Origin of the sequence: Dechloromonas denitrificans, assembly GCF_020510665.1 — a bacterium.
GTDB lineage: Bacteria > Pseudomonadota > Gammaproteobacteria > Burkholderiales > Rhodocyclaceae > Azonexus > Azonexus denitrificans_B.
In genome coordinates, this window is the sequence record NZ_CP075187.1 from 3,295,489 (window position 1) to 3,321,273 (window position 25,785).

At 61.6% G+C, this 25,785-nt stretch carries 23 protein-coding genes, 1 other RNA gene and 1 riboswitch; of the genes, 11 read left to right on the forward strand and 13 right to left on the reverse strand.

What is annotated here, in order from left to right:
- Positions 1-2 precede the first annotated feature (2 nt).
- From mdcA to dctP, 4 genes are read right to left on the reverse strand one after another with little or no spacing between them, the layout of a single operon-like run.
- On the reverse strand, positions 3-1,667 hold the full coding sequence (mdcA, locus tag KI614_RS15550; RefSeq protein WP_226406795.1) for a malonate decarboxylase subunit alpha: 1,665 nt from the start codon (positions 1,665-1,667) through the stop codon (positions 3-5).
- A gap of 13 nt (positions 1,668-1,680) precedes the next feature.
- Positions 1,681-3,033, reverse strand: coding sequence for a TRAP transporter large permease (locus KI614_RS15555; protein WP_226406796.1), 1,353 nt, complete (start codon positions 3,031-3,033; stop codon positions 1,681-1,683).
- A 1-nt stretch (position 3,034) separates the two neighbouring features.
- On the reverse strand, positions 3,035-3,586 hold the full coding sequence (locus KI614_RS15560; RefSeq protein ID WP_226406797.1) for a TRAP transporter small permease: 552 nt from the start codon (positions 3,584-3,586) through the stop codon (positions 3,035-3,037).
- Positions 3,583-4,608 (reverse strand): TRAP transporter substrate-binding protein DctP, encoded by a 1,026-nt coding sequence (gene dctP / locus KI614_RS15565; RefSeq protein ID WP_226406799.1) that lies wholly within the window; start codon positions 4,606-4,608, stop codon positions 3,583-3,585. The genes KI614_RS15560 and dctP overlap by 4 nt, the downstream gene beginning before the upstream one ends.
- A gap of 196 nt (positions 4,609-4,804) precedes the next feature.
- Here dctP and KI614_RS15570 point away from each other — a divergent pair, with 196 nt between their 5' ends.
- Positions 4,805-5,491: a GntR family transcriptional regulator gene (locus KI614_RS15570; protein ID WP_226406801.1), complete on the forward strand. Its 687-nt coding sequence runs from the start codon at positions 4,805-4,807 to the stop codon at positions 5,489-5,491.
- Between the two features lies 1 nt (position 5,492).
- Here KI614_RS15570 and KI614_RS15575 read toward each other — a convergent pair whose 3' ends face one another.
- The 5 genes from KI614_RS15575 to KI614_RS15595 form a co-directional block, all read right to left on the reverse strand.
- Entirely contained in the window at positions 5,493-6,293 is an 801-nt protein-coding gene (locus KI614_RS15575) for a sulfite exporter TauE/SafE family protein (protein WP_226406803.1), read from the reverse strand.
- The gene (locus KI614_RS15580; RefSeq protein WP_264178077.1) at positions 6,293-6,742 is read right to left on the reverse strand and encodes an EVE domain-containing protein; all 450 of its coding nucleotides are present in this window, start codon (positions 6,740-6,742) and stop codon (positions 6,293-6,295) included. The genes KI614_RS15575 and KI614_RS15580 overlap by 1 nt, the downstream gene beginning before the upstream one ends.
- A 77-nt stretch (positions 6,743-6,819) precedes the next feature.
- Positions 6,820-7,000: non-coding RNA, 6S RNA (ssrS, locus tag KI614_RS15585), on the reverse strand.
- A 35-nt stretch (positions 7,001-7,035) separates the two neighbouring features.
- Positions 7,036-7,371 carry a cell division protein ZapA gene (locus tag KI614_RS15590; protein WP_226406806.1) on the reverse strand — a complete coding sequence of 112 codons (336 nt, stop codon included), beginning with the start codon at positions 7,369-7,371 and terminating at the stop codon, positions 7,036-7,038.
- A 1-nt stretch (position 7,372) separates the two neighbouring features.
- Positions 7,373-7,570 (reverse strand): hypothetical protein, encoded by a 198-nt coding sequence (locus KI614_RS15595; RefSeq protein WP_203467933.1) that lies wholly within the window; start codon positions 7,568-7,570, stop codon positions 7,373-7,375.
- A gap of 115 nt (positions 7,571-7,685) precedes the next feature.
- Positions 7,686-7,892: riboswitch (cobalamin riboswitch) on the forward strand.
- A gap of 108 nt (positions 7,893-8,000) precedes the next feature.
- Between KI614_RS15595 and KI614_RS15600 the strand changes: the two genes are divergently transcribed.
- From KI614_RS15600 to KI614_RS15645, 10 genes are all read left to right on the forward strand, one after another.
- Positions 8,001-10,181: a TonB-dependent receptor gene (locus tag KI614_RS15600; RefSeq protein WP_226406807.1), complete on the forward strand. Its 2,181-nt coding sequence runs from the start codon at positions 8,001-8,003 to the stop codon at positions 10,179-10,181.
- 3 nt (positions 10,182-10,184) lie between these two features.
- The gene (locus KI614_RS15605; RefSeq protein ID WP_203467935.1) at positions 10,185-11,162 is read left to right on the forward strand and encodes a FecCD family ABC transporter permease; all 978 of its coding nucleotides are present in this window, start codon (positions 10,185-10,187) and stop codon (positions 11,160-11,162) included.
- Entirely contained in the window at positions 11,159-11,932 is a 774-nt protein-coding gene (locus KI614_RS15610; RefSeq protein ID WP_226406808.1) for an ABC transporter ATP-binding protein, read from the forward strand. Before KI614_RS15605 ends, KI614_RS15610 begins: the two co-directional genes overlap by 4 nt.
- A gap of 5 nt (positions 11,933-11,937) precedes the next feature.
- Positions 11,938-12,528, forward strand: a complete 591-nt coding sequence (cobO, locus tag KI614_RS15615; protein ID WP_226406809.1) for a cob(I)yrinic acid a,c-diamide adenosyltransferase — start codon at positions 11,938-11,940, stop codon at positions 12,526-12,528.
- A 32-nt stretch (positions 12,529-12,560) separates the two neighbouring features.
- Positions 12,561-16,898 carry a cobaltochelatase subunit CobN gene (locus KI614_RS15620; RefSeq protein ID WP_226406810.1) on the forward strand — a complete coding sequence of 1,446 codons (4,338 nt, stop codon included), beginning with the start codon at positions 12,561-12,563 and terminating at the stop codon, positions 16,896-16,898.
- 15 nt (positions 16,899-16,913) lie between these two features.
- On the forward strand, positions 16,914-17,348 hold the full coding sequence (locus KI614_RS15625) for a MotA/TolQ/ExbB proton channel family protein (protein ID WP_226406811.1): 435 nt from the start codon (positions 16,914-16,916) through the stop codon (positions 17,346-17,348).
- Positions 17,345-17,674, forward strand: coding sequence for a DUF2149 domain-containing protein (locus KI614_RS15630; RefSeq protein ID WP_226406812.1), 330 nt, complete (start codon positions 17,345-17,347; stop codon positions 17,672-17,674). Before KI614_RS15625 ends, KI614_RS15630 begins: the two co-directional genes overlap by 4 nt.
- On the forward strand, positions 17,671-18,951 hold the full coding sequence (locus KI614_RS15635) for a cobyrinate a,c-diamide synthase (protein WP_226406813.1): 1,281 nt from the start codon (positions 17,671-17,673) through the stop codon (positions 18,949-18,951). The genes KI614_RS15630 and KI614_RS15635 overlap by 4 nt, the downstream gene beginning before the upstream one ends.
- A 105-nt stretch (positions 18,952-19,056) precedes the next feature.
- Entirely contained in the window at positions 19,057-19,938 is an 882-nt protein-coding gene (locus KI614_RS15640) for a Tim44 domain-containing protein (protein WP_226406814.1), read from the forward strand.
- Between the two features lie 121 nt (positions 19,939-20,059).
- Positions 20,060-20,278 carry a hypothetical protein gene (locus KI614_RS15645; RefSeq protein WP_226406816.1) on the forward strand — a complete coding sequence of 73 codons (219 nt, stop codon included), beginning with the start codon at positions 20,060-20,062 and terminating at the stop codon, positions 20,276-20,278.
- A gap of 15 nt (positions 20,279-20,293) precedes the next feature.
- Here the strand turns inward: KI614_RS15645 and KI614_RS15650 are convergent, their stop codons facing one another.
- The 4 genes from KI614_RS15650 to KI614_RS15665 all read right to left on the reverse strand — a co-directional run bounded on the left by KI614_RS15650 (position 20,294) and on the right by KI614_RS15665 (position 25,588).
- Positions 20,294-21,469, reverse strand: coding sequence for an acyl-CoA dehydrogenase (locus KI614_RS15650; protein WP_226406818.1), 1,176 nt, complete (start codon positions 21,467-21,469; stop codon positions 20,294-20,296).
- Positions 21,470-21,534: 65 nt separating this feature from the next.
- Positions 21,535-22,638: a YeeE/YedE family protein gene (locus KI614_RS15655; protein ID WP_226406820.1), complete on the reverse strand. Its 1,104-nt coding sequence runs from the start codon at positions 22,636-22,638 to the stop codon at positions 21,535-21,537.
- 2 nt (positions 22,639-22,640) lie between these two features.
- Positions 22,641-23,321: a 7-cyano-7-deazaguanine synthase QueC gene (queC, locus tag KI614_RS15660; protein WP_226406822.1), complete on the reverse strand. Its 681-nt coding sequence runs from the start codon at positions 23,319-23,321 to the stop codon at positions 22,641-22,643.
- Between the two features lie 107 nt (positions 23,322-23,428).
- Positions 23,429-25,588 carry a putative bifunctional diguanylate cyclase/phosphodiesterase gene (locus KI614_RS15665; RefSeq protein WP_226406824.1) on the reverse strand — a complete coding sequence of 720 codons (2,160 nt, stop codon included), beginning with the start codon at positions 25,586-25,588 and terminating at the stop codon, positions 23,429-23,431.
- Between the last annotated feature and the right edge of the window lie 197 nt (positions 25,589-25,785).

A 25,785-nucleotide genomic window follows, 5' to 3' on the forward strand; every position in this document is an offset into this window, starting at 1 on the left:
AATCACCAATTACGGAAGCGTGAAGGGGGCGCGTAGAGGCCGCCCGACCAGCGCACCAGATCCTTGACGGAGCGGGCGGCGAGCAGGTCGCGCGTGGCGTGGCGCGGGTCGATGCCGAGGTCTTCGGGACGGCGGACGATGCCGCGGTCCCGAAGGTTCTCGACGGCACGCTTGTCGCGCGCCATGCCGACCGGCGTGAAGCCGGCAACACCGCGGATCGCCTGTTCGCGTTCTTCCGGTGTGCGGCAGAGCAGCAAGTTGGCGATGCCTTCCTCGGTCACGATGTGGCTGACGTCGTCGCCGTAGATCATGATCGGTGGCAGATCGGCACCCATCGATTTCTGCAGCTGCCAGGCGTCGAGTTCCTCGACGAAGACCGGCGCCATGTGCTCGCGGAAGGTTTCAACCATCTGTACCACCAGCTTGCGGCCGCGGATGGCGTTCGGTCCCGCCGCCTCGCGCCCGGCCTTGAGCCAGGCCGGGCTGGCGTGACGCCGGCCGTGCGGGTCGGAACCCATGTTCGGCGCGCCGCCGAAGCCGGTGATGCGGCCCAGGGTCGCCGTCGAACTGTTGCCGGCCAAATCCATCTGCAGCGTCGATCCGATGAACATGTCGCAGGCGTAGAGGCCGGCCGTCTGGCTGAAGGCCCGGTTCGAGCGCATGCTGCCATCGGCGCCGGTGAAGAAGACGTCGGAGCGGGCCGCGACATAGGCTTCCATGCCGACTTCCGAGCCGAAGCTATGCACCGACTGGACGAAACCGGATTCGATAGCCGGGATCAGCGTCGGATGCGGATTCAAGGCCCAGTGCGTGCAGATCTTGCCCTTCAGGCCGAGGTCGGCGGCATAGGTCGGCAGCAGCAGCTCGATCGCTGCGGTGTCGAAGCCGATGCCATGGTTCAGCCGCGTCACGCCGTACTCGGCGTAGATGCCCTTGATCGCCATCATCGCCATCAAGACCTGGACTTCAGTGATCTGCGCCGGGTCGCGGGTAAAGAGTGGCTCGATGTAGTTGGGCTTCGGGGCGAGGACGGTGAAATCGACCCAGTCGGCTGGCACGTCAACCCGTGGCAGTTTCTCGACCCGCTCGTTGACCTGTGCAATCACGATGCCGCCCTTGAAAGCAGTGGCTTCAACGATGGCCGGGGTGTCCTCGGTGTTCGGACCAAGATAGAGGTTGCCCTCGGCATCGGCCGCCTGTGCCGCGATCAGCGCGACATTGGGGGTCAGGTCGAGGAAGTAGCGGCCGAACAGTTCGAGATAGGTATGAATCGCCCCGATCTCGATGCGCTGTTCCTGGACCAGTTTGGCCAGCCGGGCGCCCTGCGGGCCGCTGAAAGAAAAGTCGAGGCGGTTTGCCAGGCCGCGCTCGAAAAGATCCACATGGCTGGGAAGCGCCAGGACTGACTGGACCATACTGAGGTGATTGATGCGTTCCGGGCTGCACTCAGCCAGGGACTCGGAGAGGAAATCGGCCTGCTTCTGGTTGTTGCCTTCGAGGCAGACGCGGTCGCCGGGCTGGATGACCGCTTCAAGCAGGTCGATGATGCGGTCGACCGGGATTTCATTGCCATTTTTACCAGCCAGACCGAGACTCGCCGCCCGTTCAAGACGGCGAGTACGGCTCTGGCGCAAGATATCCCAGTTGCGGGGCAAGGGTGCGTTCATGGTTATCGGCTCCTCAGCTTGCCGCGCCCATGACCAGATCCGGCAGCCAGGTAGCGATGCCCGGGAAGATGCAGAGCAGCAGTACGGCGAGGAACATCAGGCCAAGGAAGGGCATGACCCCCCAGACGATGTCCTTCAACGGGATGTCCGGCGCAACATTCTTGATCACGAAGATATTCAAGCCAACCGGCGGGTGAATCAGGCCCATTTCCATGACCACGGTCATCACGATACCGAACCAGATCAGGTCGAAGCCGGCAGCCTTGAGCGGTGGCAGGATGATCGGCGCAGTCATCAGGATGATCGACACCGGCGGCAGGAAGAAACCGAGCACCACGACGAAGACCAGGATGGCAGCGAGCAGCAGCCACTTCGACAGGTGCATGGCAACGATCCATTCGGCGGCGCCCTGGCTGATGTGCAGGTAGCTCATCACGTAGGAGTAGAGCAGCGACATGCCGATGATGAACATCAGCATCGTCGATTCCTTCAACGTGCTGTTGAGGATCGGCTTCAGCTGCGTCGGACGCCAGACACCGTAGATGCCGGCAATCAGCACGAGGGCGAGGATGCCACCGAGACCGGCCGTTTCCGAAGGGGTCGCGTAGCCCCCGTAGAGCGCGGCCATGACGCCGATCAGCAGCAGCACGAAGGGAATGACGCGGGGCAACATGCGGGTCTTGTCGGCACGCGTCATGCGCATTTCGTCGAGGTAGGCCGACTTGGCGCCGCCCGAATGCCAGACATCAAGCGCCTGGCTGTATTCCTGGCGGAAACGGACCACGGCATAGCCGGCAAACAGGACGACGAGCAGCAGGCCAGGGCCAATGCCGGCAAGGAACAGACGGCCCAGCGACTGCTCGGCAGCGACCGCGAACAAGATCATCGTGATCGACGGTGGCAGCAAGATACCGAGCGTACCGCCAGCGGCGATGATGCCGGCCGCAAAGCCCGGCGAATAGCCACGCGAGCGCATTTCCGGAATACCAGCGCCACCGATCGCGGAACAGGTTGCCGGGCTGGAACCCGCCATTGCGGCGAACAGGGCACAGGCGAAGACATTGGCAATACCGAGACCGCCGGGAATCTTGTGCATCCAGGCGTGGATCGCCAGGTAGAGGTCGGCACCAGCCCGCGAACGGCCGATTGCAGCCCCCTTAAGGATAAACAACGGAATGGAGAGCAGCGTGATGTTGGCCATTTCCTCGAACACGTTCTGGGTGATCGTGTCGGTCGCGGCTGCCGGCATGAAAACCAGCATGAAAAGAACGGCGATGGTGCCCAGGGCGAAGGCGATCGGAATGCCTGAGAACATCACGATCAGGGTGCCCAGGCCATAAAGCATGCCGATAGTGGATTCGGCCATGTTATTTCTCCTTGCGAACGATGCCGGCGACCAGTTGCAGCAGAATCTGCAGCGATAGCAAGGTCATGCCGGTAGTCATGAAGCCATAGGGAATCCACAGCGGTGGGGCCCATGAGGAAGAGGTGGTTTGCCCGTCGACCCAGGCTTCATGCAGCAACAGCATCGATTTCCACGAAAAGAAGCTGCAGAACAGGAAGGACACCAGATCACAAAAGATCAGGCGCAAGCGATTGACCAGCGGCGGCAGCAGGCTGGCCACCGCTTCGATGCCGATGTGGCCACGCTGCGACTGGACATAGCCGGCACACATGAACGTGGCACCGACCAGCAGGAAGACCGACATCTCGTCTTGCCAATCGGTCGGGATTTTCAGGAAATAGCGCAGGAAGACGCTGCTGCACAGGATCAGCGAAGCAGTCAGCAAAGCAATCGACGACAGGAACATGATCGCTGTGTGTAGCCCCTGCATCAGCCGATTGATTCCCCCCAGGATTCCCGCTTCGGGAATTTCGGGTGCCTTGACGGCCCCCTCCAGTTCGAAGCCGTGACTCACAGCGTAGCCTCGGCCAGCTTGAGAATACGGGCACAGCTTTCGTTCTTGCCGGCAAAATCCTTCCAGGCCGTCTCACGGGCAATTGCCTGCCATTTTTTGACCGCCGCATCGTTCAGGTCATAAGCCTTGCCGCCAGCCTTCTGGTAAACCGTGGCCACGGCCTGATCGTCGGCTCTGGCGCCTTCCAGCGCGAAAGCTTCCATCTCGGCACCGACGGCCATGATGATGTCCTGCTGCGCCTTGGGCAGCTTTTCGAAAATGGCGCGCGAGATCAGCAACGGCTCGAACATGAACCAGTAGGTCTTGCCACGGCCGGTGGTCAGCGCCTTGCCGACCTCTTCCAGACGGAAGGAAATCAGGCTGGTCGATGAAGTCATCGCCGCATCGAGCGCCCCCGTTTGCATCGCCGCATAAATTTCATTGGAAGGCAGGGTCAACACCGTCGATCCGGCGGCCTTCAATACCATATCCATCTCGCGACTACCGCCCCGAACCTTGAGGCCCTTGGCGTCTTCCGGTTCGATGATCGGCTTGATCCGGCTGGCCACACCGCCGGCTTGCCAGATCCAGCTGACGATCAGTACGCCCTTGTCGGCCAGGATATTGCTCAGCGCCTTGCCGATTTCGGCCTTTTTCCAGCTCACTGCCTGCTCGTAGGAAGTCACGATACCCGGCATCAAGCCAATATTGGTTTCTGGCACTTCGCCGCCGGCATAGGACAGCGGGACCAGCGTCATATCGAGGGCGCCCTTGCGCACCGAGCTGAACTGGGCATTGGTCTTCATCAGTGACGACCCCGGATAGACCGTGCCTTTCAAGGCGCCATTGGTCCGTTTATTTATTTCGGCACTGAAGCGACGACACAGGCGATCGCGGAAGTCACCTTCTGTCGCCGTACCCCCCGGAAACTGGTGGGATATTTTGAGTTCGCCTGCACTTTGCGCCCACAGCAGATTGGGCGAAAGGGCCAGAGCGGGGCTGGCGGCGAGGCCTTTAAGGATATTGCGCCGTGTTTCGTTCATGATTGTCTCCTCCAGATGAATGAACAAATAACGAATACGGTGAAACCTCACTGGCTGGCTTATCCTGATATCAGGCGGGCCGCACTTTTATTTTGTGTTCAAAAATCACCGTTGTGTATACAAGATAGGCAATGATTGAATACTGGTCAACTAATTTCGTATAATTGAACCACTGCAATATGCCGGAGCATCAATCATGAACAGCCCTGCTGACATTCCTGCCACCACCCGTCAATCAGAGCGCCTTGGCGAGTTGATCGAGGAACGCATCGTGACCGGGGTTTATCCGCCAGGCACAAGACTGGACGAGCAGGAACTGGCGGATACTTTCGGTGTTTCGCGAACACCGGTGCGCGAAGCACTGATCCAGTTGTCGTCGGTCGGCTTGATTGAAATAAGGCCGCGGCGCGGCGCAACAGTTCCCGAAGTGGGGGCGGACCGGGTCTGTGAAATGTTCGAAGTGATGGCTGAACTGGAAGCCATGTGCGGCCGACTGGCTGCACGCCGGATCACTCCGGGCGAACAACTGGCATTACAGGAAGCGCACCGCGCCTGCGAAGCGGCGCGCGATGCAAACACGCCGGACATTTATTACCAGTTGAATGAAGTCTTTCACCAGCGTATCTACGAGGCCAGCCACAACGGCTTCCTCGTCGAACAGGCCACCGCACTGCACCGCCGCCTGCGCCCTTATCGACGACTACAGTTGCGTGTCCGCAACCGGATGGCGACCTCGTTCAACGAACACCTGGCCATCGTCGAGGCGATCATCAAGGGGGACAGCGATCTGGCGGCAGCCCAACTGCGCGCCCACGTCACGGTTCAGGGCGAGCGCTTCGCCGACCTCGTCGCCACACTGCGCGACTTCAACGCCGGCAGCTAGCTCAACCGATCAGGCTGTAGAGCATCTTGCTGGCCAACAGGGCCAGAAAGCCGCCAAAAGCCCGTTTCAGTTTTTTGACCGGCAGTTTGTGAGCCAGCCGGGCACCAACCGGTGCCATCAGCATGCTCATGGTGACGATGCCGACAAAAGCCGGCAGGTAAATATAGCCCAGGGTATAGGGCGGCAAACCTGCATCGTTCCAACCGGCAACGAGATAGCCGATCGCTCCGGCAACTGCGATCGGAAAACCAAGGGCTGACGAAGTCCCGACAGCCGAGTGAATGGCAACGTTGCAGAACAGCATGAAGGGAATCGACAGAAACCCGCCGCCCGCCGCAACCAGACTGGAAATGATGCCAATCACCCCACCCACGCTGAACAAGCCGAGCGGTCCGGGCAACTGACGATGGGCATGCGGTTTGAAATCGAGCATCATCTGCGCCGAGGCGTAGTAGACGATGACGACAAAAATGATGGTCATCGGCCCGGTTGGCACCAGGCCGGCAAACAGCGATCCGCCAAAAGTCCCAAGCACCAGACCCGGAGCAAGGTTGCGCACGACATCCCAGCGGACAGCACCATGCGCATGATGAGCGCGCATGCTGGAAATCGACGTAAACACGATGGTCGCCATCGAAGTACCTAGCGCCAGGTGCATCACATGCTCGGGCGGAAAGCCTTGGGCGACGTACAACATGTACATGAAGGGAACCAGGGTCAGACCGCCACCGACACCAAACAGGCCGGCCACAAAGCCGCCAAAAATCCCCAGCAGGGGATAGGTCAACCACCAGAGTGTCATCAGTTTTCTACCAGACGCCGATTGATAAAAGCCCATTCCTCAGCGGTTACCGGTGTAATCGACAAGCGGTTGCCGCGGGCAAGAAGGCGCATGTTAGCAAGTTCCGGACAAGCCCGCAGTTCGGTCAGCGGCAAATAGCGCGTCTTTTGCACAAAGATGACATCACGCAATAACCAGCGCGGCGAATCGGCTTTGGATTTTGGGTCGAAATACGGGTTGACCGCGTCAAACTGGGTTGCATCGGGATAAGGCGCCGAAGCGATCCGGCAAACCCCGGCGATCCCTGGTTCGGCACAGCCCGAATGATAGAAAAACGCCAGATCACCGACCCGCATCGCATCGCGCATGAAGTTGCGCGCCTGATAGTTTCTGACGCCAAACCACGGAAAGGGAATATTCGGCTCGGCGGCAAGATGATCAATCGAAACCTCGTCGGGTTCCGATTTCATCAACCAGAACTGCACAGCCGCTTGATCGGGGACTGCCATCGAAAAATCACGAGAAATAGTCATCGCCAGGCCAAAAAAAGGCCCCCGCAAGTGCCGTCAGACCGGCATCCTGAACCGGGGTCCAGAATGGTCGCTTTCCAGCTGCATCAGGAACGCCTGACTGAGAGGCACTCACAACAGCAGCGGTATGGTCCGCAACCGATGCCAATTAGCATTGGTTCAAGGAATATATGGTCTTAACAAACACCGCAGGGGACGCTCGGCGGGCGGCGCCGGGGTCAACAGCAAATGACCTAGATGTCCAGTTGCTGCTGGGGCGCAAGCACGGAATCAATTCGTGCTCCCATGTGATCGATTCTACGCTTTGTCTCGGAAGTATCAACAGATTCCGCATCGCCTTCGACACCACCGGCAGCCTGACCGGCCAGCAGTTCGTGCGCGATGTTGAGCGCAGCCATGACCGCCACGCGCTCAGCAATGGTGCTTTTGGTGCGCTGGGCGATTTCGCGCATTTTGTTGTCAACCAGGTCGACCGCAGCAAGCAGCGCATCGCGCTCTTCGGCACTGCAGGCCACGCGATATTCGCGCCCCATGATTTTGACATCGAGGAAATTCGTTTCGGTGCTCATCTCAGACATCCTCGGGCAGCTTGTCGACCAGGCCTTCAAGGCGCTCTCGCGCCACCGTCATTGTCTGACGCAAGTGGAGACGCTCTGCCTCGGCAGCAGCCATCTGGTTTTTCAGCACCTCGTTCTCGGCACGCAACTGGTGCACCAGGGCAACCACCTGTTCAATCTTGGCTTCAAGCGCTTCGAGTTCGGTATTCATGGCGCGAACTATAGAGGGAAAAACGATGCGTGGTCAAGGACTAAGCCTTTATTCTCAAAGTGGTTTATACGAAATGAGCACGACTTTTATAGTGCGATGCAGCAAGCGCGCATGTAGAATGCGCACCGTGTCAGGTGCTGCGCGCGGATTCTCCAAGTGCAGTTAAACGGGAAAGCGGTGCGTCTCCGATGAGATCAATCCGCTGCTGCCCCCGCAACGGTAAGTGAGTGCGGATGTACCTCAAGGCCACTGGGTAAAACCTGGGAAGGCGGTACGTCAAGACTTGCGAGCCCGGATACCGGCCTGAAACAAATCACGGAATTGCCACGGGGTTGTGGCGCCAGCTTTATTCGGCCGACCTGTCATCCCTTGCTTTTCCTTTTCAATGCCATTCTGGTTCGCGGGGACGCCTGCCGGAAGAAGGAAGACCATGAATTTTCGATTGACCCACACTGCGGCTGTCATCAGCTCGCTTTTCGCGCATCACGCCATTGCCGAACCACTGCGCAGCGACCAGCCGACCGAACTGGAATCGGTCGTTGTTTCGGCCAGTCGTTTCATGACGCCGCTGGAAAAGGCACCGGGGCAGATCGAGATTGTCCGCCAGGATGAATTGAACAGCCGCAAAAACGACCGATTGAGCGATGTCGTCAAATACATTCCGAGCCTGACCATCCAACCCGGGCGAGGCACGACCCAATCGACCCAGGCCATGTCATTGCGCGGTATCCCGGACGAACGACGGATGCTGGTCATGGTCGACGGCGTACCGGTCAACGACGGTTACGCCGGGAGCGTCAATTTATCCGGCATGCCGACCGAAATACTCCGCCAGGCAGAAGTCATGGTCGGCCCGATGTCTTCACTCTATGGCGGGACGGCGATGAGCGGCGTGGTGAATTTCACCACCTTGATGCCGAAAGCACCGATGTTCAACGCCAGTTTTGGTTACGGCGCACCTTTTTCACGTGGGACGGCACCGGAAGACACGCGCCGGATCAGCTTGATGGGCGGCACGCTGTTCGATAATGGCCTGTCGGTCCTGATTGGCGGCAACTGGATGGCAACCGCCGGCTATCGCAATGAAAATGTCACGGCAACAAGCAGTCCTGGCGCCACCGTCAGCGGTTGGACCCAGACCAGCAGCAACAAGGGGGTCAATGCTTATCTCGTTGGCAATAAAGGAGCAACGGCCTGGGAAGAAAATGGCGAGTACATCAAACTCGAACAGCGCCTGGGCGGCCTGAATAAATGGCGCGCCGGCTGGCAGCGCCAAGCTTATGAATACTCGAACAGCACCCCGGAAAGCTATCTCAGAAACAGCAATGGCACGACAAACTGGAACGGATGTACGCCGACAACAGCCATCTGTTCGACCTGGATGGCCAGCCCGGGCGCTTATGAACGGCAGATCTACTCGCTAGGCGGCGATATCGAAACGCTGGGCGGATTGCTCAAGATCAGTGCCGCCTATATTGATGTCAGCAGCAATTATTTCATCACCCCCAGCACCAGCCGGATCAGCGACTCTCCCGCCCGCAGCGAATTGCTTGATGCTTACTGGACACGTCAGCTGGATCGCCACGGCATCACGCTGGGGAGCGCATGGCGCCACGACCGGGCAAACAACAGCGAATACACGCTGAGTAACTGGCACGATGCATCAAGCCGGGGCAATCTCTACGCCAACGTCAGTGGAGAAACCAATTCTCTCGGCCTGTATGCTCAGGATGAATGGCAACTGAGCGATCGCCTGCTCGCGCATCTCGGCTTGCGTTACGACTACTGGAAAAATTCGAACGGTCATATCGAGACCCCGGGCTGGACCAGCGGCAATATCTACAAAAACTACGCCAGCCGGACGGCTGAAGCCTGGAACCCAAAGCTGGCCCTGCGCTTTGAAGTCAATTCGGCCCTTGCCCTGCGCACGTCATACGGTTCTGCCTTCCGCGCGCCCTCCGTCTACGAGCTTTATCGTAGCGGCAAGATCGGTACGACAACCTACACGGCCAATCCGCTGCTCAAGCCAGAAACCGTCACAACGCTGGATATCGGTGCAGACTTCAAGCCCTGGCAAGGAGGCGAGCTCAAGTTCACTGCCTTCAGCAACCGGATGGATGACCTGATCTACACACAAGGCAGCGGAACGACGCGTAACCGGATCAATGCGGAAGAGGCCACCAGCCAGGGCTTCGTCGTCGGCATGACGCAAAAAATCGGCGACTCGACCCGTCTGATGGCCTCTTATACGATGACTGATTCCGAAGTACGGCGGAATAGCCAATCGCGCATCAGCCAGGGCAAGAAAATCGCTTATTTGCCACAACATCAGGCAACACTCGGCTTTGACACCAGCTTCGGCCCATGGACGCTGGGCAGCAACCTGCGCTACGCCAGCAAGCAATACTCGACTGATGACAACAGCGATTTCGCCGGTAACGTTTTCCAGTCCTACGATGCCTACACCGTCGTCGACAGCCGTATTGCCTACCGCATCGACAAGCACATCACCGCATCGCTGGCGATCGACAACCTGCTCGACCGTGAGTATTACTCGTACTATGCCGCACCCCGGCGCAACTGGTTTGCCGCGGTCAACTACGCTTACTGAACCATGCCCTCCAGCCGCCGCGCCCTGCTGATCCTCGCCTGTCTCTGCCTGCTCGTCCTGGCCAGTTTCGCACTGGCCCTGACGGTCGGCAGCTTCAAGGTTTCGATCGGTGAAGTGTGGGCGGCCCTGCTCGGGCAGGAAGGCGGCGCCGGCGATGTCGTGCTGCAGCTTCGGTTGCCGCGCGCGATTGCCGGTTTTGCCTGCGGCGGCCTGCTGGCACTGGCCGGGGCGCTGATGCAGGTATTGCTGCGCAATCCGCTGGCCGATCCTTACGTCCTGGGAATTTCCGGCGGCGCCGGTGCCGGGGCAATGTTCGCCATCATTCTCGGCTTGCCGGCCCTCGGCATTGACGGGCTGGCTTTTGCCGGTGCGCTCGGCGCCATGCTGCTGGTTTTTGGTCTGGCGCACGGCGACGGCAGCTGGACGCAGACACGCCTGCTGCTCACCGGTGTCATCGTTGCCGCCGGCTGCGGTGCGCTGGTCGCCTTGATGCTGGCCATCGCACCGGAGCACAAGCTGCGCGGCATGCTTTTCTGGCTGATGGGCGATCTCGGCCAAAGCGCTCAGTGGTGGCCGGCCCTGAGCGCACTGGGCCTGGCATTGATACTGGCCATGCCCTTCGCCCGCGAACTGAATATGCTGGCACGCGGCCAGATGCAGGCCCAGGCGCTGGGTGTCGCGGTCGACCGCTTGCGCTATGCCATTTATCTGCTCGCCTCACTGGCCACCGCAGCATCTGTGACGACAGCGGGTTCGATCGGCTTTGTCGGCCTGATCGTTCCCCACCTCGTCCGCCTCGCCACCGGCAACGACCAGCGACTGCTGCTACCGGCTTCGGTTCTGGCCGGCGGCTCGCTGCTGGTTCTGGCCGACACGCTGGCCCGGACGATCATCGCCCCACAACAACTCCCGGTCGGCGTACTCACCGCACTGATCGGCGTCCCGATCTTCCTGGTCATCCTGTCGAGGCAGCCGAAATGAGCGGCCCCCTGCTCGAAACACGCCAGTTGGCCGTCGACGTCGGTGGCAAACGGGTCATCGACCGGCTCGACCTGAGCCTGCATGCCGGCGAACGGCTGGCCATTCTGGGGCGCAACGGTGCCGGCAAATCAACCTTGCTGTCGACATTGGCCGGCTTGCGTCCAAGCAGTGCCGGCGTAGTGATTCTCGATGCCGAAGACCTTGCGCTGACCCCGCCGCACCAGGCAGCCCTGCGCCGGGCCTGGCTTGGCCAGTTCCAGTCCGACCCGTTTGGCTCGACGGTCCTGGAAACAACGCTGACCGGCCGCCACCCGCACCTTGGCCGCTGGGCCTGGGAAAGCCGGCAGGATGCTGAAATCGCCCGTGCTGCGCTGCAATCGGTCGGCCTCGACGGCATGGAAACCCGGCAGATTCACACCTTGTCAGGTGGCGAACGCCAGCGCCTGGCGATTGCCACGCTGCTTACTCAGGCCGCGCCGCTGTACCTGCTCGACGAGCCGCTCTCGCACCTCGACCTCAATCACCAGATGGCTGTCCTCGAACTGTTTGCGGAGACCGCGCGCAACGACGGGGCGGGCGTCATCATGGTGCTGCACGACCCGGCACTGGCTCATCGCTTCTGTGATCGCGCCTTGCTGGTGCATGGCGACGGCCGCACCGAGGTTGGCACGGTCGACACCATCCTGACGGCAGAAAAGCTGTCCCAACTTTATGGCTATGGCCTGCGTCAGCTTGAAGACCGCGGCCGTCGCTGTTTCATTCCGGAGTAAGACCCATGGCTGTCACCCACGAAGAACGCATGCAGAAAAAGAAGGCCGTGATCGATGAAAAGATCGCCGGCGCCCAGGAAGAGCGCGGCGTACTGCTGATCAATACCGGTAACGGCAAGGGCAAATCGTCGGCCGCCTTCGGCGTCGTCGCCCGCGCTCTCGGCCACGGCCTGAAAGTGGGTGTCGTGCAGTTCGTCAAGGGACGTTCGGATACTGGCGAGGAAGCCTTTTTCCGCCAGCAGGCCAATGTCGCCTGGCATGTCGGCGGCGAAGGTTTCACCTGGGAAACCCAGGACAAGGAGCGCGACGCCAAAGCCGCGCAAGCCGCCTGGGAAGTGGCTTGCGGCCATTTGAACAATCCGGACATCGGCCTCGTCGTACTCGACGAAATGACCTACGCCTTCAAATACGGCTGGCTCGATCTCGACAGCGTGATCGCCAAACTGCTTGCCCGACCGCTGATGCAGCACGTCATCATCACCGGCCGCGCCGCCCCCGAGGCACTGCGTGAAGCAGCCGATACGGTCAGCGACATCGGTAACGAAAAACATGCGTTCAAAGCGGGCATCAAGGCGATGCCGGGACTCGACTGGTAAACCGGCCACCTTCGTCCGGAAACACACAGTCAATGACACGTTTTTCTTGCCGCTGGCAACACCATGCCCTGGCACTTCTATGTGCTGCCGGCATGGTTTCGGCGCAGGCCGCAACCTTGTTCGCCGTAGTCACCGAGCGTGCCGCTCCTACCGCGATCGATGCTGCTCACCGGCATCTCGCCAGCCATCCGGGTGACCGCATCATGTTGCGTACGCCGGCCCAGTTGATGGCTGCCGACGAGAAACAGCTTGGCCAATGGCTGAGCAAGGCCGACAGCGTATTGGCCGTTTCGGTTTTCGGCGACCCGGCCCGCCGCCTGAAGGACGCACTGGGCCGTCATGCAAGGCCACAAACACCCGTACTGGCGATGAACGGCGAAGCCAGCCTGAACCTGATGAGCCGCGACAACGAAGGCTCCTTGGCCGCCTTTCCAGCCGAAACCCTGCGCCAACTGGCCTTGGAAAACCCGCCCGAATCAGCGTTGACCGCAGCAAGCAAGCAGCCGACCGCACGCCACTGGCTGGCCGCCCGTCAAATCTGGCAAGCCGGCGGCAGCGACAACACGCAGGCCCTGTTCGCCCATCTGCTCGCCCCACAACAGCCTTTACCGGCCATCAAGCCGGAACCGACACTGCGCCTGCGTGTCGGCCAGCGGGAATTGAGCGATGCTGCGGCCTGGGGCAAGGCCAGCCAGCTCGGACTCAAAGCCGAGCCAACCGTCGTCGTCCTCGACCTGGCCAACATGGATGGCGGCCCGCCCGCCGCACTCTGCCGGCAGATCGAAGCCAACGGCCAAGCCTGTGTCCAGGTGCTGACACGCTGGGGCGGTGCCTCGCGCGAAGCGCTCGAACGCCTGCCCGAATTGATCGCCCCGGCCCGGGCGGCGGCGCTGGTCGTGCTGCAGGATTTCGTCGTCGGTGCCGCCGAAGGGCGCGAAGCCGTCGGCGAAGCATTCAAGAAACTCGACGTGCCGGTCTTCAAGGCGATTCGCCTGAACGAGCGTACGACCACCCAATGGCGCTTGTCGCCGGATGGCCTGCCGGCCGATTCGGTGCAGTATCGCGTCGCGCTGCCCGAGTTGCAGGGCATCGGCCAGCCCATCGTCGTCTCGGCGCTCGGCGCGGCGCGGCCGGACAAGCTGACCGGCATCGAAAGCCGGCCGCCGGTTGTGCTGGCCGCCGAGGTCGACCGCCTGGCGGCGCGCGTCGGCCGCTGGCTGGCGCTGCGGGGCAAGGCCAACCGCGACAAGCGGGTCGCGGTGATCTATTACAACCACCCGCCGGGGCGGCAGAACATCGGCGCCGACAATCTCGACGTGCCCGCCTCGTTGTTCGACATGCTGCACGCGCTGAAACGCGCCGGCTATACGGTCGGCGAGCTGCCGGCCTCGCCCGAAGCCCTGCTCGACCGGATCATGGCGCACGGCGTCAACCTGCCGGAAGACCGCGCGGCACTGAAGGAATTGAGTGCTGCGGTCGACGGGGTCAAAACCGCCGATTACGCTCGCTGGTTTGCCTCGCTACCGGCCCGGGTGCAGGGTGAAATGACCGCCGGCCCGCTCGGCCGCCTGCAGGCCGAAGTACTCGAAGCCGAGCAGGCCAACGAAAAAGCAGTCGGCCGCAAACGGGTCGATGCGGTGCTGAAGGAACTGCACCATCTGGTCGAAGGTGCCGACCATCCGAAACGCAACGTTGCAATCCGCGACCTGAAAGCCCTGGAAGCCGGCTATCTCGCCTGCCTGGCCGATAAATCCACCCGCCGTTGTGCGACGCTGGCGCCACTCAGCCGGCGCCTGAGCGGCTACGGCATCGAAGGCCTCAAGGGCTGGGGCACCGTGCCGGGCAAGGTGATGGTCGAAGGCGGCCGCCTGCTGGTGCCGGGCATGACCTTCGGCAACGTCTTCATCGGGCCGCAGCCGCCGCGCGGCTGGGAAGTCGATGAGGAACTGCTGCACGCCAACACCAGCGTTACGCCGCCGCACCAGTACCTCGCTTTCTACCACTGGCTGCGCGACCGCTTCCAGGCCGATGCCGTGGTCCACGTCGGGCGCCATTCGACTTACGAATTCCTGCCCGGCAAAGCAGTCGGCCTGGCCGCCGACGACTACCCGAGCCTGATCGCCGCCGATCTGCCCGGCATCTATCCCTACATCGTCGATGGCGTCGGCGAAGGCACCCAGGCCAAGCGCCGCGGCCTGGCCGTGATGGTCGACCACCTGACCCCGCCGCTCGCCGCAACACCGCTCTACGACCAGTTGCTGGCCCTGCGCCAGATTGTCGAAAGCTACGAAGCCGCCTCCTCCGAGTCGCTCAAGGCACAAGCCGCCCGCACCATGCGCCAGCAGGTCGTCGCACTCAACCTCAAGGCCGAGCTGGAAGCCTCGATGGCCGATGTGCTGGCGGTGCGCGGCATCGGCTTCGAGGCGGCCGACGATGACCTGCTGGCGCACGAAGTCGGCCACTACCTGACCAAGCTGCAGGAAAAGTTCATGCCCTACGGCCTGCACATTTTCGGGCGCAACTGGAGCCAGCAAGCACTCGATCTGATGCTCGGTTCAATGAAGCAGGGCGGCATCGATGATCCGGAAATCAGCCGCAAGCTGGCCGATTCGCCCCGCCTCGAAATGCTCGGCCTGCTAGCCGGGCTGGACGGTCGCTACATCCCGCCGGGCAAGGGCAACGACCCGCTGCGCTCGCCCGATTCGTTGCCAACCGGGCGCAATTTCCACGCCGTCGATGGCGATATCCTGCCGACCAAAATCGGTTACCAGCTCGGCGAAAAACTGGCCCAGAAGTCGGTCGACCGCGCCGGAAAGAACGATCAGGGCTCCGAGGGCATCATCCTCTGGGCCTCCGATGCCGTACGCGACGAAGGCGTCATGGTGGCCTTCGCGCTGGCCATGATGGGCGCCGAGCCAGTGTGGAACGCCCGCGGCATCGTCACCGACGTTCGCCTCAAGCCGGGCGTCGTGCGGCGCGACGTTATCGTCACCACCTCCGGCCTGTTCCGCGACCTCTACCCCAACCTCAACAACCTGATCGACCGCGCCGGCCGGCTGGCACTCGCAGCCTCGGCCAGCCGGCTACTCGAACAACGACCGGAATTAAAGGACGCGCTCACCGTCGCACTCGCTCCGCTCCCCGCCGTCCACTGGGGTAGCGAGTCGGTCAGCAACAACCGGGTTGCCCGCGAATGGCTGAACCGCGTTGCGGCACTGGAACAAGCCGGACTGCCGACCAAGGAAGCCGGCCATGCCGCTGCCCAGCGCATTTTCGGCGATGCCCCGGGCGCCTACGGCACCGGCGTCAATCGACTGACCGAACGCTCCGGCGCCTGGCGCGAACGCGACGAAATCGGCCGCGCCTACCGCAACCGCATGGGCCACGCCTACGGCCTCGACGACAGCGGCGAAGCCGCCCACGCCGCCTTCGACAGCGCGCTCGACGGCATCAAGCGGACCTACCACGGCCGAGCCAGCAACCTCTACGGCCTGCTCGACAACAACGATGCCTTCGACTATCTCGGCGGCCTGTCGCTGGCCATCGAGGGCCGTACCGGCCAGCCGCCGGAAGCGCTGATCCTGCAACACGCCGAACCCGGCCGGGCCGATGTCGAGCCGCTGACCACGGCGCTGCTCGGCGAACTGCGCGGCCGCTTCCTCAACCCGGCCTGGCTGAAGCCGCTGATGGAGCACGGCTACGCCGGGGCGCGGACAATGGGTACCGAATTTCTCGAAAACCTGTGGGGCTGGCAGGTGACGCGCCCCGACCTGGTCAAGAACTGGGCTTGGGACGAAGTGAAAGCCGTCTATTTCGATGACGCGCAGAAGCTCGGCCTGCCCAAATTCCTCGGCCAGGGCCACAACGCCCACGTCAAGGCACAGATGCTGGCAATTTTCATGGTCGCCGCCGAAAAGGGTTTCTGGAAAACGGATGCCGCCACCATCAAGCAGATGGGCGGCGAACTGGCCAGATTGGTCGCCAGGAACGGCCTGCCCGGCAGCGGCCACACCGCGCCCAACCACCCGATGTGGCAATGGCTGGCACCGCAGCTCGAGGCGGCCGAGGCACAGGCGCTCGGCGTGACGCTGGCCAAGGCGCGCGGCGAAGTGGTGGCGACGGCTGTCCCTGCCGGCGCCGTTAACGAGGTGGCAAACGGCAATCCGGCGGTCGACGCCGGAAAAACGGCAAAAACCGAACCGGCAGCCAAAGCCGCCGCCCCCGAAGCCCCCCCGCGCTACTACGAACTGAACGAATCCGAACCGCCGGCCAGCGATCTGGTTGGCCGCACCCTCAACCTGCTCGGCCTGCTTGCCGCCAGTCTTGCGCTGTTCACGACCGGCCTCTGGCTGGGCCGCCGCAGCGCTTAATTCCAGGAGTTTTCGATGACCGATCCGCTTTCCTTCGCCTGGCTGCACGATGCCGTCACCTGGCTGCTTACACCGGCTCTCGCCGCCCTGATGCTGGCTTGCGCCATCGCCCTGATCGAAGCCGGCATTGCCGTCGGCGAGCGTTTCTCCGGCCTTGCCAAACTGCAGGCCAGCGGCAATATCGATCGTGTTCAGGCAATCGCCCGCCACCGGCTGGAACGCGCCGACCTGCTCGCCCGCATTCCGCCCATGCTCGGCCTGATGGCCACCATCATTCCGCTCGGACCCGGCCTTGCTGCGCTCGGCAAAGGTGATCCGGCCCAGCTGGCCAGCGCCGTTACCGTCGCCTTCGACGCCACCGTGCTCGGCCTGGTCGCCGGTATCGGCGGCCTGGTCATCGGCAAGCTGCGTCGGCGCTGGTACGAGGAAGTGCTGGAGCGCATGGAATGAGCGAAATTCAACCGCGCAAACGGCTGCGCCTCTATTCCAAGCTCGATGCCCGCTTCGACGATCACGACGAAGATCCGCGCGCCAGCCTGGTCAACCTGGTCGACGTCATGCTGGTCTTCGCCTGCGGCCTGCTCGCCGCGCTGGCGGCTGGTACGCAAAGTGCGCTGAAGGCGCCAAAACCGGTCGAAAAAGGCCAGCAGATCGAACGCCCGGTCAGTGGCATCACGCAGAACGGCAGCGGTTACGACCGCGTCGGTGAAGTGTTCCGCGACCCGAAAACCGGCAAACTGGTACTGATCGAACCTGCCACCAAGGAAGAAAAATGACCGCCTGCCCCGCCCTGCTGATCGCCGCCCCGTCCTCCGGCCAGGGCAAGACCACCGTCACCGCCGCGCTGGCCCGGCTGCATGCCCGGCAAGGCCGGCGCGTCACCGTCTTCAAGTGCGGCCCGGATTTTCTCGACCCGCAGATTCATGCCGTGGCCAGCGGTCGACCGTGCCAGAACCTCGATCTCGGCATGTGCGGCGAAGAAGATGCGCGCTGGCGCTTGAGCCGGGCGGCGCAGGATTCCGACCTGATCCTGGTCGAAGGCGTCATGGGGCTGTTCGACGGAACGCCGTCGGCGGCCGACATTGCCTGCCGCTTCAACATTCCGGTGATGGCGATGATCGATGCCGGGGCGATGGCCCAGACCTTCGGCGCCGTCGCCCACGGCCTCGCCACCTACCGCCCCGGCCTGCCCTTTGCCGGCGTGCTGGCCAACCGGGTGGGCAGCGAACGCCACGCCGCGATGGCCCGCGACAGCCTGCCGGCCGGCATGGGCTGGTTTGGCGCCCTGCCACGCAACCCGGACGCGGTGCTGCCGGAACGCCACCTCGGCCTGCTGCAGGCGGCCGAAATCGACGATATCGAGGAACGCCTCGACCGCCTGGCCGATGCCTTGGCGGCGAGTGCCACGGTCGACCTGCCCAAAGCAGTAAATTTCGAGGACGCTCCGCCCCCGGCTATCGAACCATTGCTCGCCGGCAAGCGCCTAGCCATCGCCCGCGATGCCGCCTACGGCTTCATCTATCCAGCCAATCTGGAAACCCTGGCCGACCTCGGCGCCGAACTGCGCTTCTTCTCGCCGGTTGCCGGCGAGCCGCTGCCGGCCTGCGATGCCGTCTGGCTGCCCGGCGGTTATCCGGAACTGCATGCCCCGGCGCTGTCGGCCAACCAGCCTTTGTGGACCGCGCTTCGCGCCCACGTCGCCGCCGGCAAGCCCTTGCTCGCCGAGTGCGGCGGCATGATGAGCCTGTTCGAGCAAGTCACCGACAAGACCGGTGAAACCCATGCCTTCGCCGGCCTGCTGCCCGGCATCTCGGTGATGCAGAAGCGCCTGGCCGCGCTCGGCATGCAATTCGCCGACCTGCCGGAAGGCCGCTTGCAGGGCCACACCTTCCACTACTCGAAGAGTGAAACGCCGCTGACACCCATCGTCCGTGCCCAGACGCAGGATGGCCGGGATGGCGAGGCGATCTACCGCCAGCAACGGCTGACAGCCTCCTACGTTCATTTCTATTTCGCCTCCAACCCCAAGGCAACGGCTGCGCTGTTCTCCTGAAACACTTCGGTTTTTTCGATTAGACATCACAAATAAATCATATTTTTTCGGGGCTGGTTTGCGGTTATCCTGCACCTCGCAATACTTACCTCGATGGAGACAAACATGAAATCTTTTGCTTTGATGGTCGCAGCCGTTGTACTCGGCTTCACGCTGAATATCGGCGATGCCGAAGCCAAGCGTCTGGGCGGTGGCAGTTCGTCCGGCATGCAACGCCAGTCGGTCGCCCCGAACAAGGCAACCAATGCCGCTCCCGCCCAGCAGCAACACGCTGCACCGGCTGCTGCACCGCAAGCCCAGCCCAAACGGTCCTGGATGGGACCGCTGGCCGGTCTGGCCGCCGGTCTTGGTCTGGCCGCATTGGCTTCGCACTTCGGCTTTGGTGAAGGCCTGGCCAACATGATGATGATCGGCCTGCTGGTCATGGTTGCCGTGATGGCGATCGGCTACTTCATGCGCAAGAAGGCCGCGGCCCAACAAGGTGCGTCAAACGGCATGCAATACGCCGGTGGCAATCCCGACTTCAGCCGCAATGCATCGATCCAGCCTGAATTCCCGGCCGGCGGTAGCGCTGCACCGGTTGCTGCAGCGGCAGCCGCGACCACGGGCTCGATCCCGGCTGACTTCGATGTCGACGGTTTTGTGCGCAACGCCAAGGTCAACTTCATCCGCCTGCAAGCCGCTAACGATGCCGGCAATCTCGACGATATCCGCGAATTCACTTCGCCGGAAATGTTCGGCGAAATCAAGCTGGCCATGGCCGAGCGCGGTACCGCCAAGCAGGAAACCGATGTCGTCCAGCTCAATGCCGAAGTCCTCGACGTGGCTGAAGAAGCCGGTCGTTACGTCGTCAGCGTCCGCTTCCACGGCCTGATCCGCGAGGAAAAGAATGGCCCGACCGAAGCCTTCGACGAAATGTGGCACCTGACCAAGCCGCACGATGGCAGCCGTGGCTGGACGCTGGCCGGTATCCAGCAGATCCAGTAAGAGCCTCGGGCGTTGAAACAAGGCCGGCCGGTGCAAACCGGGCCGGCCTTTTTCATGCCTGCCCGCTCAAACGCTGGCCACCCGTTCACGTGCGGATCCTGAAGGCCGTAGAATCGCTGCCATGCGCCGCTACCCTTACTCCTTCATTGCCCTCGGCAGCCTTGGTCTGCTCTGTACCCTGGTCGGGCTGTTCAGCCTGTTTGGCCTCGGCGCCTGGCTCCATCCGGTGCTCGACGACCCGATGGCCGGCCTGGCCTTCATCGTCTCGGCAGTTGCGCTGTTCGGCTCGGCAGCCTTCCCGCTGGTCATCGAAAAGCTGAAGGAAAACGAGGGCGGCTGAAACGCCCCCGACGGATCAGAAAGCCGCGATGCCGGTCTGGGCCCGGCCAAGGATCAGCGCATGCACGTCATGCGTTCCCTCGTAGGTATTGACCACTTCCAGATTGACCAGATGGCGGGCGATGCCGAACTCGTCGCTGATGCCGTTGCCGCCCAGCATGTCGCGCGCAACGCGGGCAATATCGAGCGATTTGCCGCAGGAGTTGCGCTTCATGATCGACGTAATTTCGACCGATGCCGTGCCTTCGTCCTTCATCCGGCCAAGGCGCAGACAGCCTTGCAGGCCGAGCGTGATTTCAGTCTGCATGTCGGCCAGCTTTTTCTGAACCAGTTGATTGGCCGCCAGCGGCCGACCGAACTGCTGCCGATCAAGCGTGTATTGCCTAGCCATATGCCAGCAAAACTCGGCGGCCCCCAAAGCGCCCCAGGCGATACCGTAACGGGCCGAATCGAGACAGGTGAACGGACCTTTCAGACCGCGCACTTCCGGGAACTCGTTTTCATCCGGGACAAACACGTCGTTCATGACGATTTCACCAGTGACAGAGGCACGCAAACCCACCTTGCCATGAATCACCGGCGCGCTCAGGCCGGGCATGCCTTTTTCGAGCACGAAGCCGCGGATCATGCCGGCATCGTTCTTGGCCCAGACGACGAACACATCCGCGATGGGCGCGTTGGTGATCCACATCTTGCTGCCATTGAGCAAGTAACCGCCATCCACCTTGCGCGCCCGGGTTTCCATGCTGCCGGGGTCGGAGCCGTGGTTCGGTTCGGTCAGGCCAAAGCAGCCGATTAGCTCGCCACAGGCCAGGCCGGGCAGATATTTGCGTTTCTGGGCTTCCGTCCCGAACTCATGGATCGGCACCATGACCAGCGAGGATTGCACGCTCATCATCGAGCGATAGCCCGAATCGACACGCTCGACTTCACGCGCGACCAGGCCGTAGCTGACGTAATTCAGGCCGGCGCCGCCGTACTCGGCCGGGATGGTCGGGCCGAGCAGGCCAAGGGCGCCCATTTCACGGAAAATCTCCGGATCGGTCTGCTCGTGGCGAAAGGCTTCCGTAACGCGCGGCATCAGCCGCTCCTGGCAATAATCGCGCGCCGCATCGCGGATCATGCGCTCTTCGGACGTCAGCTGCGTATCGAGCAGTAACGGGTCTTGCCAGCAAAATTGGGCCTTGGCCATGGGTTCTCCTCCATTTATCGGTTATTCCGGCATTCTAAACCGGCCCGAGGCAGGAAAACAGGCGCTCAATCCTCGCGCATCAAGCGCCAATACTGGAACTTCAGCATCCCGGCCGCAGCCAGCACAATGGACAGGAAGGTGACGATGGAACCCAGCGCCAGCGTTGAAAACCCGCTGATTCCCTGGCCAACCGTGCACCCCATGGCAACCACGCCGCCAAAGCCCATCAACGCAGCGCCGACCAGATGGTTCGCCGTGTCTTCAACACTGACAAAGCCTTCCCAACGGAAATTGCGCGTCAGCAGCGTCCAGGCGAATGAACCGCCAATGACGCCGAGCGCCGAGGCAATGGCAAAACTCATCTTGCGACTGGTGTCCGACCAGAGCATCAGCAAATCGAGCGAAAAAGCAGCCGGCGCGACAAAACTGAGCGACTCCATGCGCCCGCTGTTGGTCGCGATGAAAGCCTCTTCCAGCGTTTCCGGGTGTTCTGCCAGATAACCGAGGTGACCACTGACGTACCAGGCGGCGACCACGGCCAGGCCGGTGCCCAGACCACCGATCAGATTGTCGAAGGTCCAGAAATCACGCTTGAGCAGCGCTGCCGCGGTCAACCCGCCGCCGATGCCAAAAACGGCCAGCATGAACGCCGTTTTCGGCTCGATGCCGGCGGCCACCAACAGTGCCGGCACATCCTGGCCACCGGGCAAGGTAATGACCGCTTTTTCCAGCACATTGACGCGAAACACGCCGAGCACACCGCGCATCGTCATGTAAGCCACCAGACCGAGCACGATGAAGACAACTACCGATTTGAGATTGCCGCTACCGATCCGGATCAGCGTCTTCGAACCGCAACCTGAAGCGAGCACCATGCCGACGCCAAAACAGCCGCCACCGACGATGTACGACAGCCAGGTAAATACGGGCGTCCGGTAGATCGACTTGCCGAGATCGATCTGGCCGCTGGCATGCAAGGCGCCGGCCCCCAGAATCGCCACGCCAATGGCCAGCAACCACATCCTCATCCGGTTCCAGTCGCCCATATTGACGATGTCGGATACCGCACCCATGGTGCAGAAATGCGTCTTCTGACCAATCGCACCAAAAACGAAGGCAACGGCAAATGCAAGCCAGAGAATGGTCGCCGCTGCGCTACTGACCTCCATGCTCAAGCCGCTGCGTAGGGCGTTGGATCCGGCACACCGGCTGCGGCAAAGCCTTCGGCCCGCAGCCGGCAGGAATCGCACTGACCGCAGGCATGACCTTGCGTATCGGCCTGGTAGCAGGAAACGGTGAGACTGTAATCGACCCCCAACTGCATGCCGGTGCGAATGATTTCGGCCTTGGACAGCGCAATCAGCGGCGCATGAATGCTTAACTTGGCACCTTCGACACCGGCCCGCGTCGCCAGGTTGGCCATGGTTTCAAATGCCGCGATGTACTCCGGTCGGCAATCCGGATAACCGGAATAGTCGACCGCATTGACCCCGACAAAAATGTCGCGGCTGCCCAGCACCTCAGCCCAGGCGAGCGCCAGCGAAAGCATGATCGTGTTGCGGGCCGGTACATAAGTGACCGGAATGCCCGGCATGACGCCGCCGGTTGGCACAGCGATGTTGGTATCGGTCAGCGCTGAACCACCGAACTGGGCCAGGCCGAAATTGATCACCCGATGCTCAGCCGCACCGAGCGCCTTGACGACGCGGTCAGCCGCAGCCAGTTCGGCATTGTGGCGCTGACCGTAGTCAAAAGACAGGCAATAACAATCAAAACCCTGGCTACGGGCGAGGGCGAGGCAGGTGGCGGAATCGAGACCACCGGAAAGGAGAACGACAGCAGGCTTCATCATGGGGCGCGAATATACCTGAAACAGCGCCTGCTTTGAACCCGTATCTGCTTGTTCCTGCGCAATATTTTGCCAATTTCACGGTCGACCGCAGCAATCGCCGGGGCGCTTCAAAGACTGGCTTCAAAGTCCTCGAAAGGCATCGGGCGGCCGAAGAGATAGCCCTGAAAAGCCTGGCAACCGTGCTCAACCAGATAGGCGTGCTGCTCATCGGCCTCAACCCCCTCTGCCACCACATTCAGCCGCAAGGTACTGCCCATGGCAATAATCGCCCGGACAATCGCGGCATCATCGGGGTCGACCGTAATGTCACGGACGAAAGAACGATCAACCTTGAGCTGTTCGAAAGGAAAACGCTTGAGGTAAGACAGCGAGGCGTAACCGGTTCCAAAGTCATCCAGAGAAAAACGCACGCCGATGGCACGCAATGCCTGCATTTTGACAACCACCCCATCGACGTTGTCGAGCAGCAGGCTTTCCGTCAGCTCCAGTTTCAGACGCTGTGGATCGGCCTCGTTTCTTGCCAATGCCGCTTTGACCTGTTCGACAAAATCAGCCTGGCGGAACTGACGGGCGCTGACATTGACGGCCAGGTAAAGCCCCGCTGTTTTCGGGTTATCGGCCCAGCGCCGCAAACGGGCGCAAGCCATATCGAGCACCCACAGCCCGATCGGGACAATCAGGCCGGTTTCTTCGGCCAGCGGAATGAAGTCGCCCGGCGCGACCATCGGCTTGCCGGGCGGTTGCCAACGCAACAGTGTCTCGGCACCGATCGCTTGCCGAGCGCCATCGACCTGGGGCTGGACGAAAAGACGGAATTCATTGCGCGACAAGGCTTGACGCAAACCAGCCTCAAGTCCGGCCCGGATATCGAGCGCCGTCTGCATCTCGTTATCGAAGAAGCGAATGGTATTTCGTCCGGCATCTTTCGATTTGTAGAGCGCAATATCGGCCTGCTTGAGAATGGCCTCGGTGGTTTTATCGTGACCACAGAACAGGCTGATGCCAAAGCTGGCACTGTGAAAATATTCGCCATCACCAAGCATGACGTAGGGTCTGGCCAGTTCCAGGCGAATTTTCTCGGCAATGATTTCGGCCTGAACCCCGGCCGCCTCGGCATCTTCGCCCAGATCCTCAAGCATCACGACAAACTCGTCACCACCGAGTCTGGCGGCCGTATCGCCTTCACGAATCCGGAAAGTCAGACGACTGGCGACTTCGACCAGCAACCGGTCCCCCATGTCGTGACCGAGGGTATCGTTCAGCGTCTTGAAATTATCCAGATCGATCATCAGCAAGGCGCCATATTGCGCACTGCGATTGCTCGCCGCCTGCGCCTTGGCCAGCCGATTAAGCAAGAGACGCCGATTGGGCAGCGCGGTCAACGGGTCGTAGAAGGCGAGATTGTGGATTTCCGACTCGGCGACCTTGAGATTGCTGATATCCGAAAAGGTACTGACGTAATGGGTCAGTGCCCCGTGATCATCCCTCACCGCACTGATCGTCAGCCATTCCGGATAAATCTCGCCGGACTTGCGCCGATTCCAGATTTCACCTTCCCAATGCCCGTGCGACAGGAGGCATTGCCACATCGCCTGGTAAAACGCCTTGTCCTGCCGGCCGGACTGCAACAGGCTCGGTTTTCGGCCAATCGCCTCGTCGGCCGAATAGCCGGTCAGCCGGACAAAAGCCTGGTTGACCCGCAGTATCCGCTGGGCCGGGTCGGTCACCATGATCGCCGCCTGGGACTCGAAGGCGACGGCAGCAATGCGCAACTCCTGTTCCATCCGGCGTCGTTCGCTGATATCCGAAGCAATCCCGAGATAGCCGTTGATTGTCCCGTGCGGGTTGCGCAAGGCCGTAACCGACAAGCGGACGGGCAGTGTCGAGCCATCCTTGCGACGATATGTCCAATCCTGCTCATCGGTATTGACAATGGCCAGACGTGCGACAAAAACCTCGAAGCCAGTCGCTACCGGGCGTTGCAATTCAAGTGACAGGGCATGCGCGCGGCAGGCAACCTCATCCAGCTCATGAAACAGCCCCGGCGTAGCGCGACCAACCACTTCCGCCCAACTGTAACCGAGCATTTTCTGGGCAGCCCGGTTGAAGTAGAGAATGGTCCCTTCGGCATCCGTCGCAATGATCGAATGCCCGGCATTTTCGAGAATGGCGTGCTGGATTTCGAATAATTCCGGCAGGCACTGATCGGTATCGATCAGATTGTCGCCCGCACAACAAGGGAAAAACGGCGGGGACTCAGCAACCATGCCCGTTCATCCACCGGAGAGAACGGGGCTTCAAGCACAACACAGTCCTGCAGGTAAAAACCAAGCCCCTCATCATTCCCCCGCAAACCCTTCTGCGACAGTCACCCCGACATTAATTCCATTATGCTCACAGGGTCTATTGTCTGACAATAGGGGACTGCAAATTTTGCAACACTTGGGCGGGTGGCCCACAAAGC

What these genes read in the sequence shown, in the direction of transcription:
- mdcA (WP_226406795.1), bottom strand. Translation starts at nt 1,667, where the DNA reads ATGAACGCACCCTTGCCCCGCAACTGGGATATCTTGCGCCAGAGCCGT.
- KI614_RS15555 (WP_226406796.1), bottom strand. Translation starts at nt 3,033, where the DNA reads ATGGCCGAATCCACTATCGGCATGCTTTATGGCCTGGGCACCCTGATC.
- dctP (WP_226406799.1), bottom strand. Translation starts at nt 4,608, where the DNA reads ATGAACGAAACACGGCGCAATATCCTTAAAGGCCTCGCCGCCAGCCCC.
- KI614_RS15570 (WP_226406801.1), top strand. Translation starts at nt 4,805, where the DNA reads ATGAACAGCCCTGCTGACATTCCTGCCACCACCCGTCAATCAGAGCGC.
- KI614_RS15575 (WP_226406803.1), bottom strand. Translation starts at nt 6,293, where the DNA reads ATGACACTCTGGTGGTTGACCTATCCCCTGCTGGGGATTTTTGGCGGC.
- KI614_RS15580 (WP_264178077.1), bottom strand. Translation starts at nt 6,742, where the DNA reads ATGAAATCGGAACCCGACGAGGTTTCGATTGATCATCTTGCCGCCGAG.
- KI614_RS15590 (WP_226406806.1), bottom strand. Translation starts at nt 7,371, where the DNA reads ATGAGCACCGAAACGAATTTCCTCGATGTCAAAATCATGGGGCGCGAA.
- KI614_RS15595 (WP_203467933.1), bottom strand. Translation starts at nt 7,570, where the DNA reads ATGAATACCGAACTCGAAGCGCTTGAAGCCAAGATTGAACAGGTGGTT.
- KI614_RS15600 (WP_226406807.1), top strand. Translation starts at nt 8,001, where the DNA reads ATGAATTTTCGATTGACCCACACTGCGGCTGTCATCAGCTCGCTTTTC.
- KI614_RS15605 (WP_203467935.1), top strand. Translation starts at nt 10,185, where the DNA reads ATGCCCTCCAGCCGCCGCGCCCTGCTGATCCTCGCCTGTCTCTGCCTG.
- KI614_RS15610 (WP_226406808.1), top strand. Translation starts at nt 11,159, where the DNA reads ATGAGCGGCCCCCTGCTCGAAACACGCCAGTTGGCCGTCGACGTCGGT.
- cobO (WP_226406809.1), top strand. Translation starts at nt 11,938, where the DNA reads ATGGCTGTCACCCACGAAGAACGCATGCAGAAAAAGAAGGCCGTGATC.
- KI614_RS15620 (WP_226406810.1), top strand. Translation starts at nt 12,561, where the DNA reads ATGACACGTTTTTCTTGCCGCTGGCAACACCATGCCCTGGCACTTCTA.
- KI614_RS15625 (WP_226406811.1), top strand. Translation starts at nt 16,914, where the DNA reads ATGACCGATCCGCTTTCCTTCGCCTGGCTGCACGATGCCGTCACCTGG.
- KI614_RS15630 (WP_226406812.1), top strand. Translation starts at nt 17,345, where the DNA reads ATGAGCGAAATTCAACCGCGCAAACGGCTGCGCCTCTATTCCAAGCTC.
- KI614_RS15635 (WP_226406813.1), top strand. Translation starts at nt 17,671, where the DNA reads ATGACCGCCTGCCCCGCCCTGCTGATCGCCGCCCCGTCCTCCGGCCAG.
- KI614_RS15640 (WP_226406814.1), top strand. Translation starts at nt 19,057, where the DNA reads ATGAAATCTTTTGCTTTGATGGTCGCAGCCGTTGTACTCGGCTTCACG.
- KI614_RS15645 (WP_226406816.1), top strand. Translation starts at nt 20,060, where the DNA reads ATGCGCCGCTACCCTTACTCCTTCATTGCCCTCGGCAGCCTTGGTCTG.
- KI614_RS15650 (WP_226406818.1), bottom strand. Translation starts at nt 21,469, where the DNA reads ATGGCCAAGGCCCAATTTTGCTGGCAAGACCCGTTACTGCTCGATACG.
- KI614_RS15655 (WP_226406820.1), bottom strand. Translation starts at nt 22,638, where the DNA reads ATGGAGGTCAGTAGCGCAGCGGCGACCATTCTCTGGCTTGCATTTGCC.
- queC (WP_226406822.1), bottom strand. Translation starts at nt 23,321, where the DNA reads ATGATGAAGCCTGCTGTCGTTCTCCTTTCCGGTGGTCTCGATTCCGCC.
- KI614_RS15665 (WP_226406824.1), bottom strand. Translation starts at nt 25,588, where the DNA reads ATGGTTGCTGAGTCCCCGCCGTTTTTCCCTTGTTGTGCGGGCGACAAT.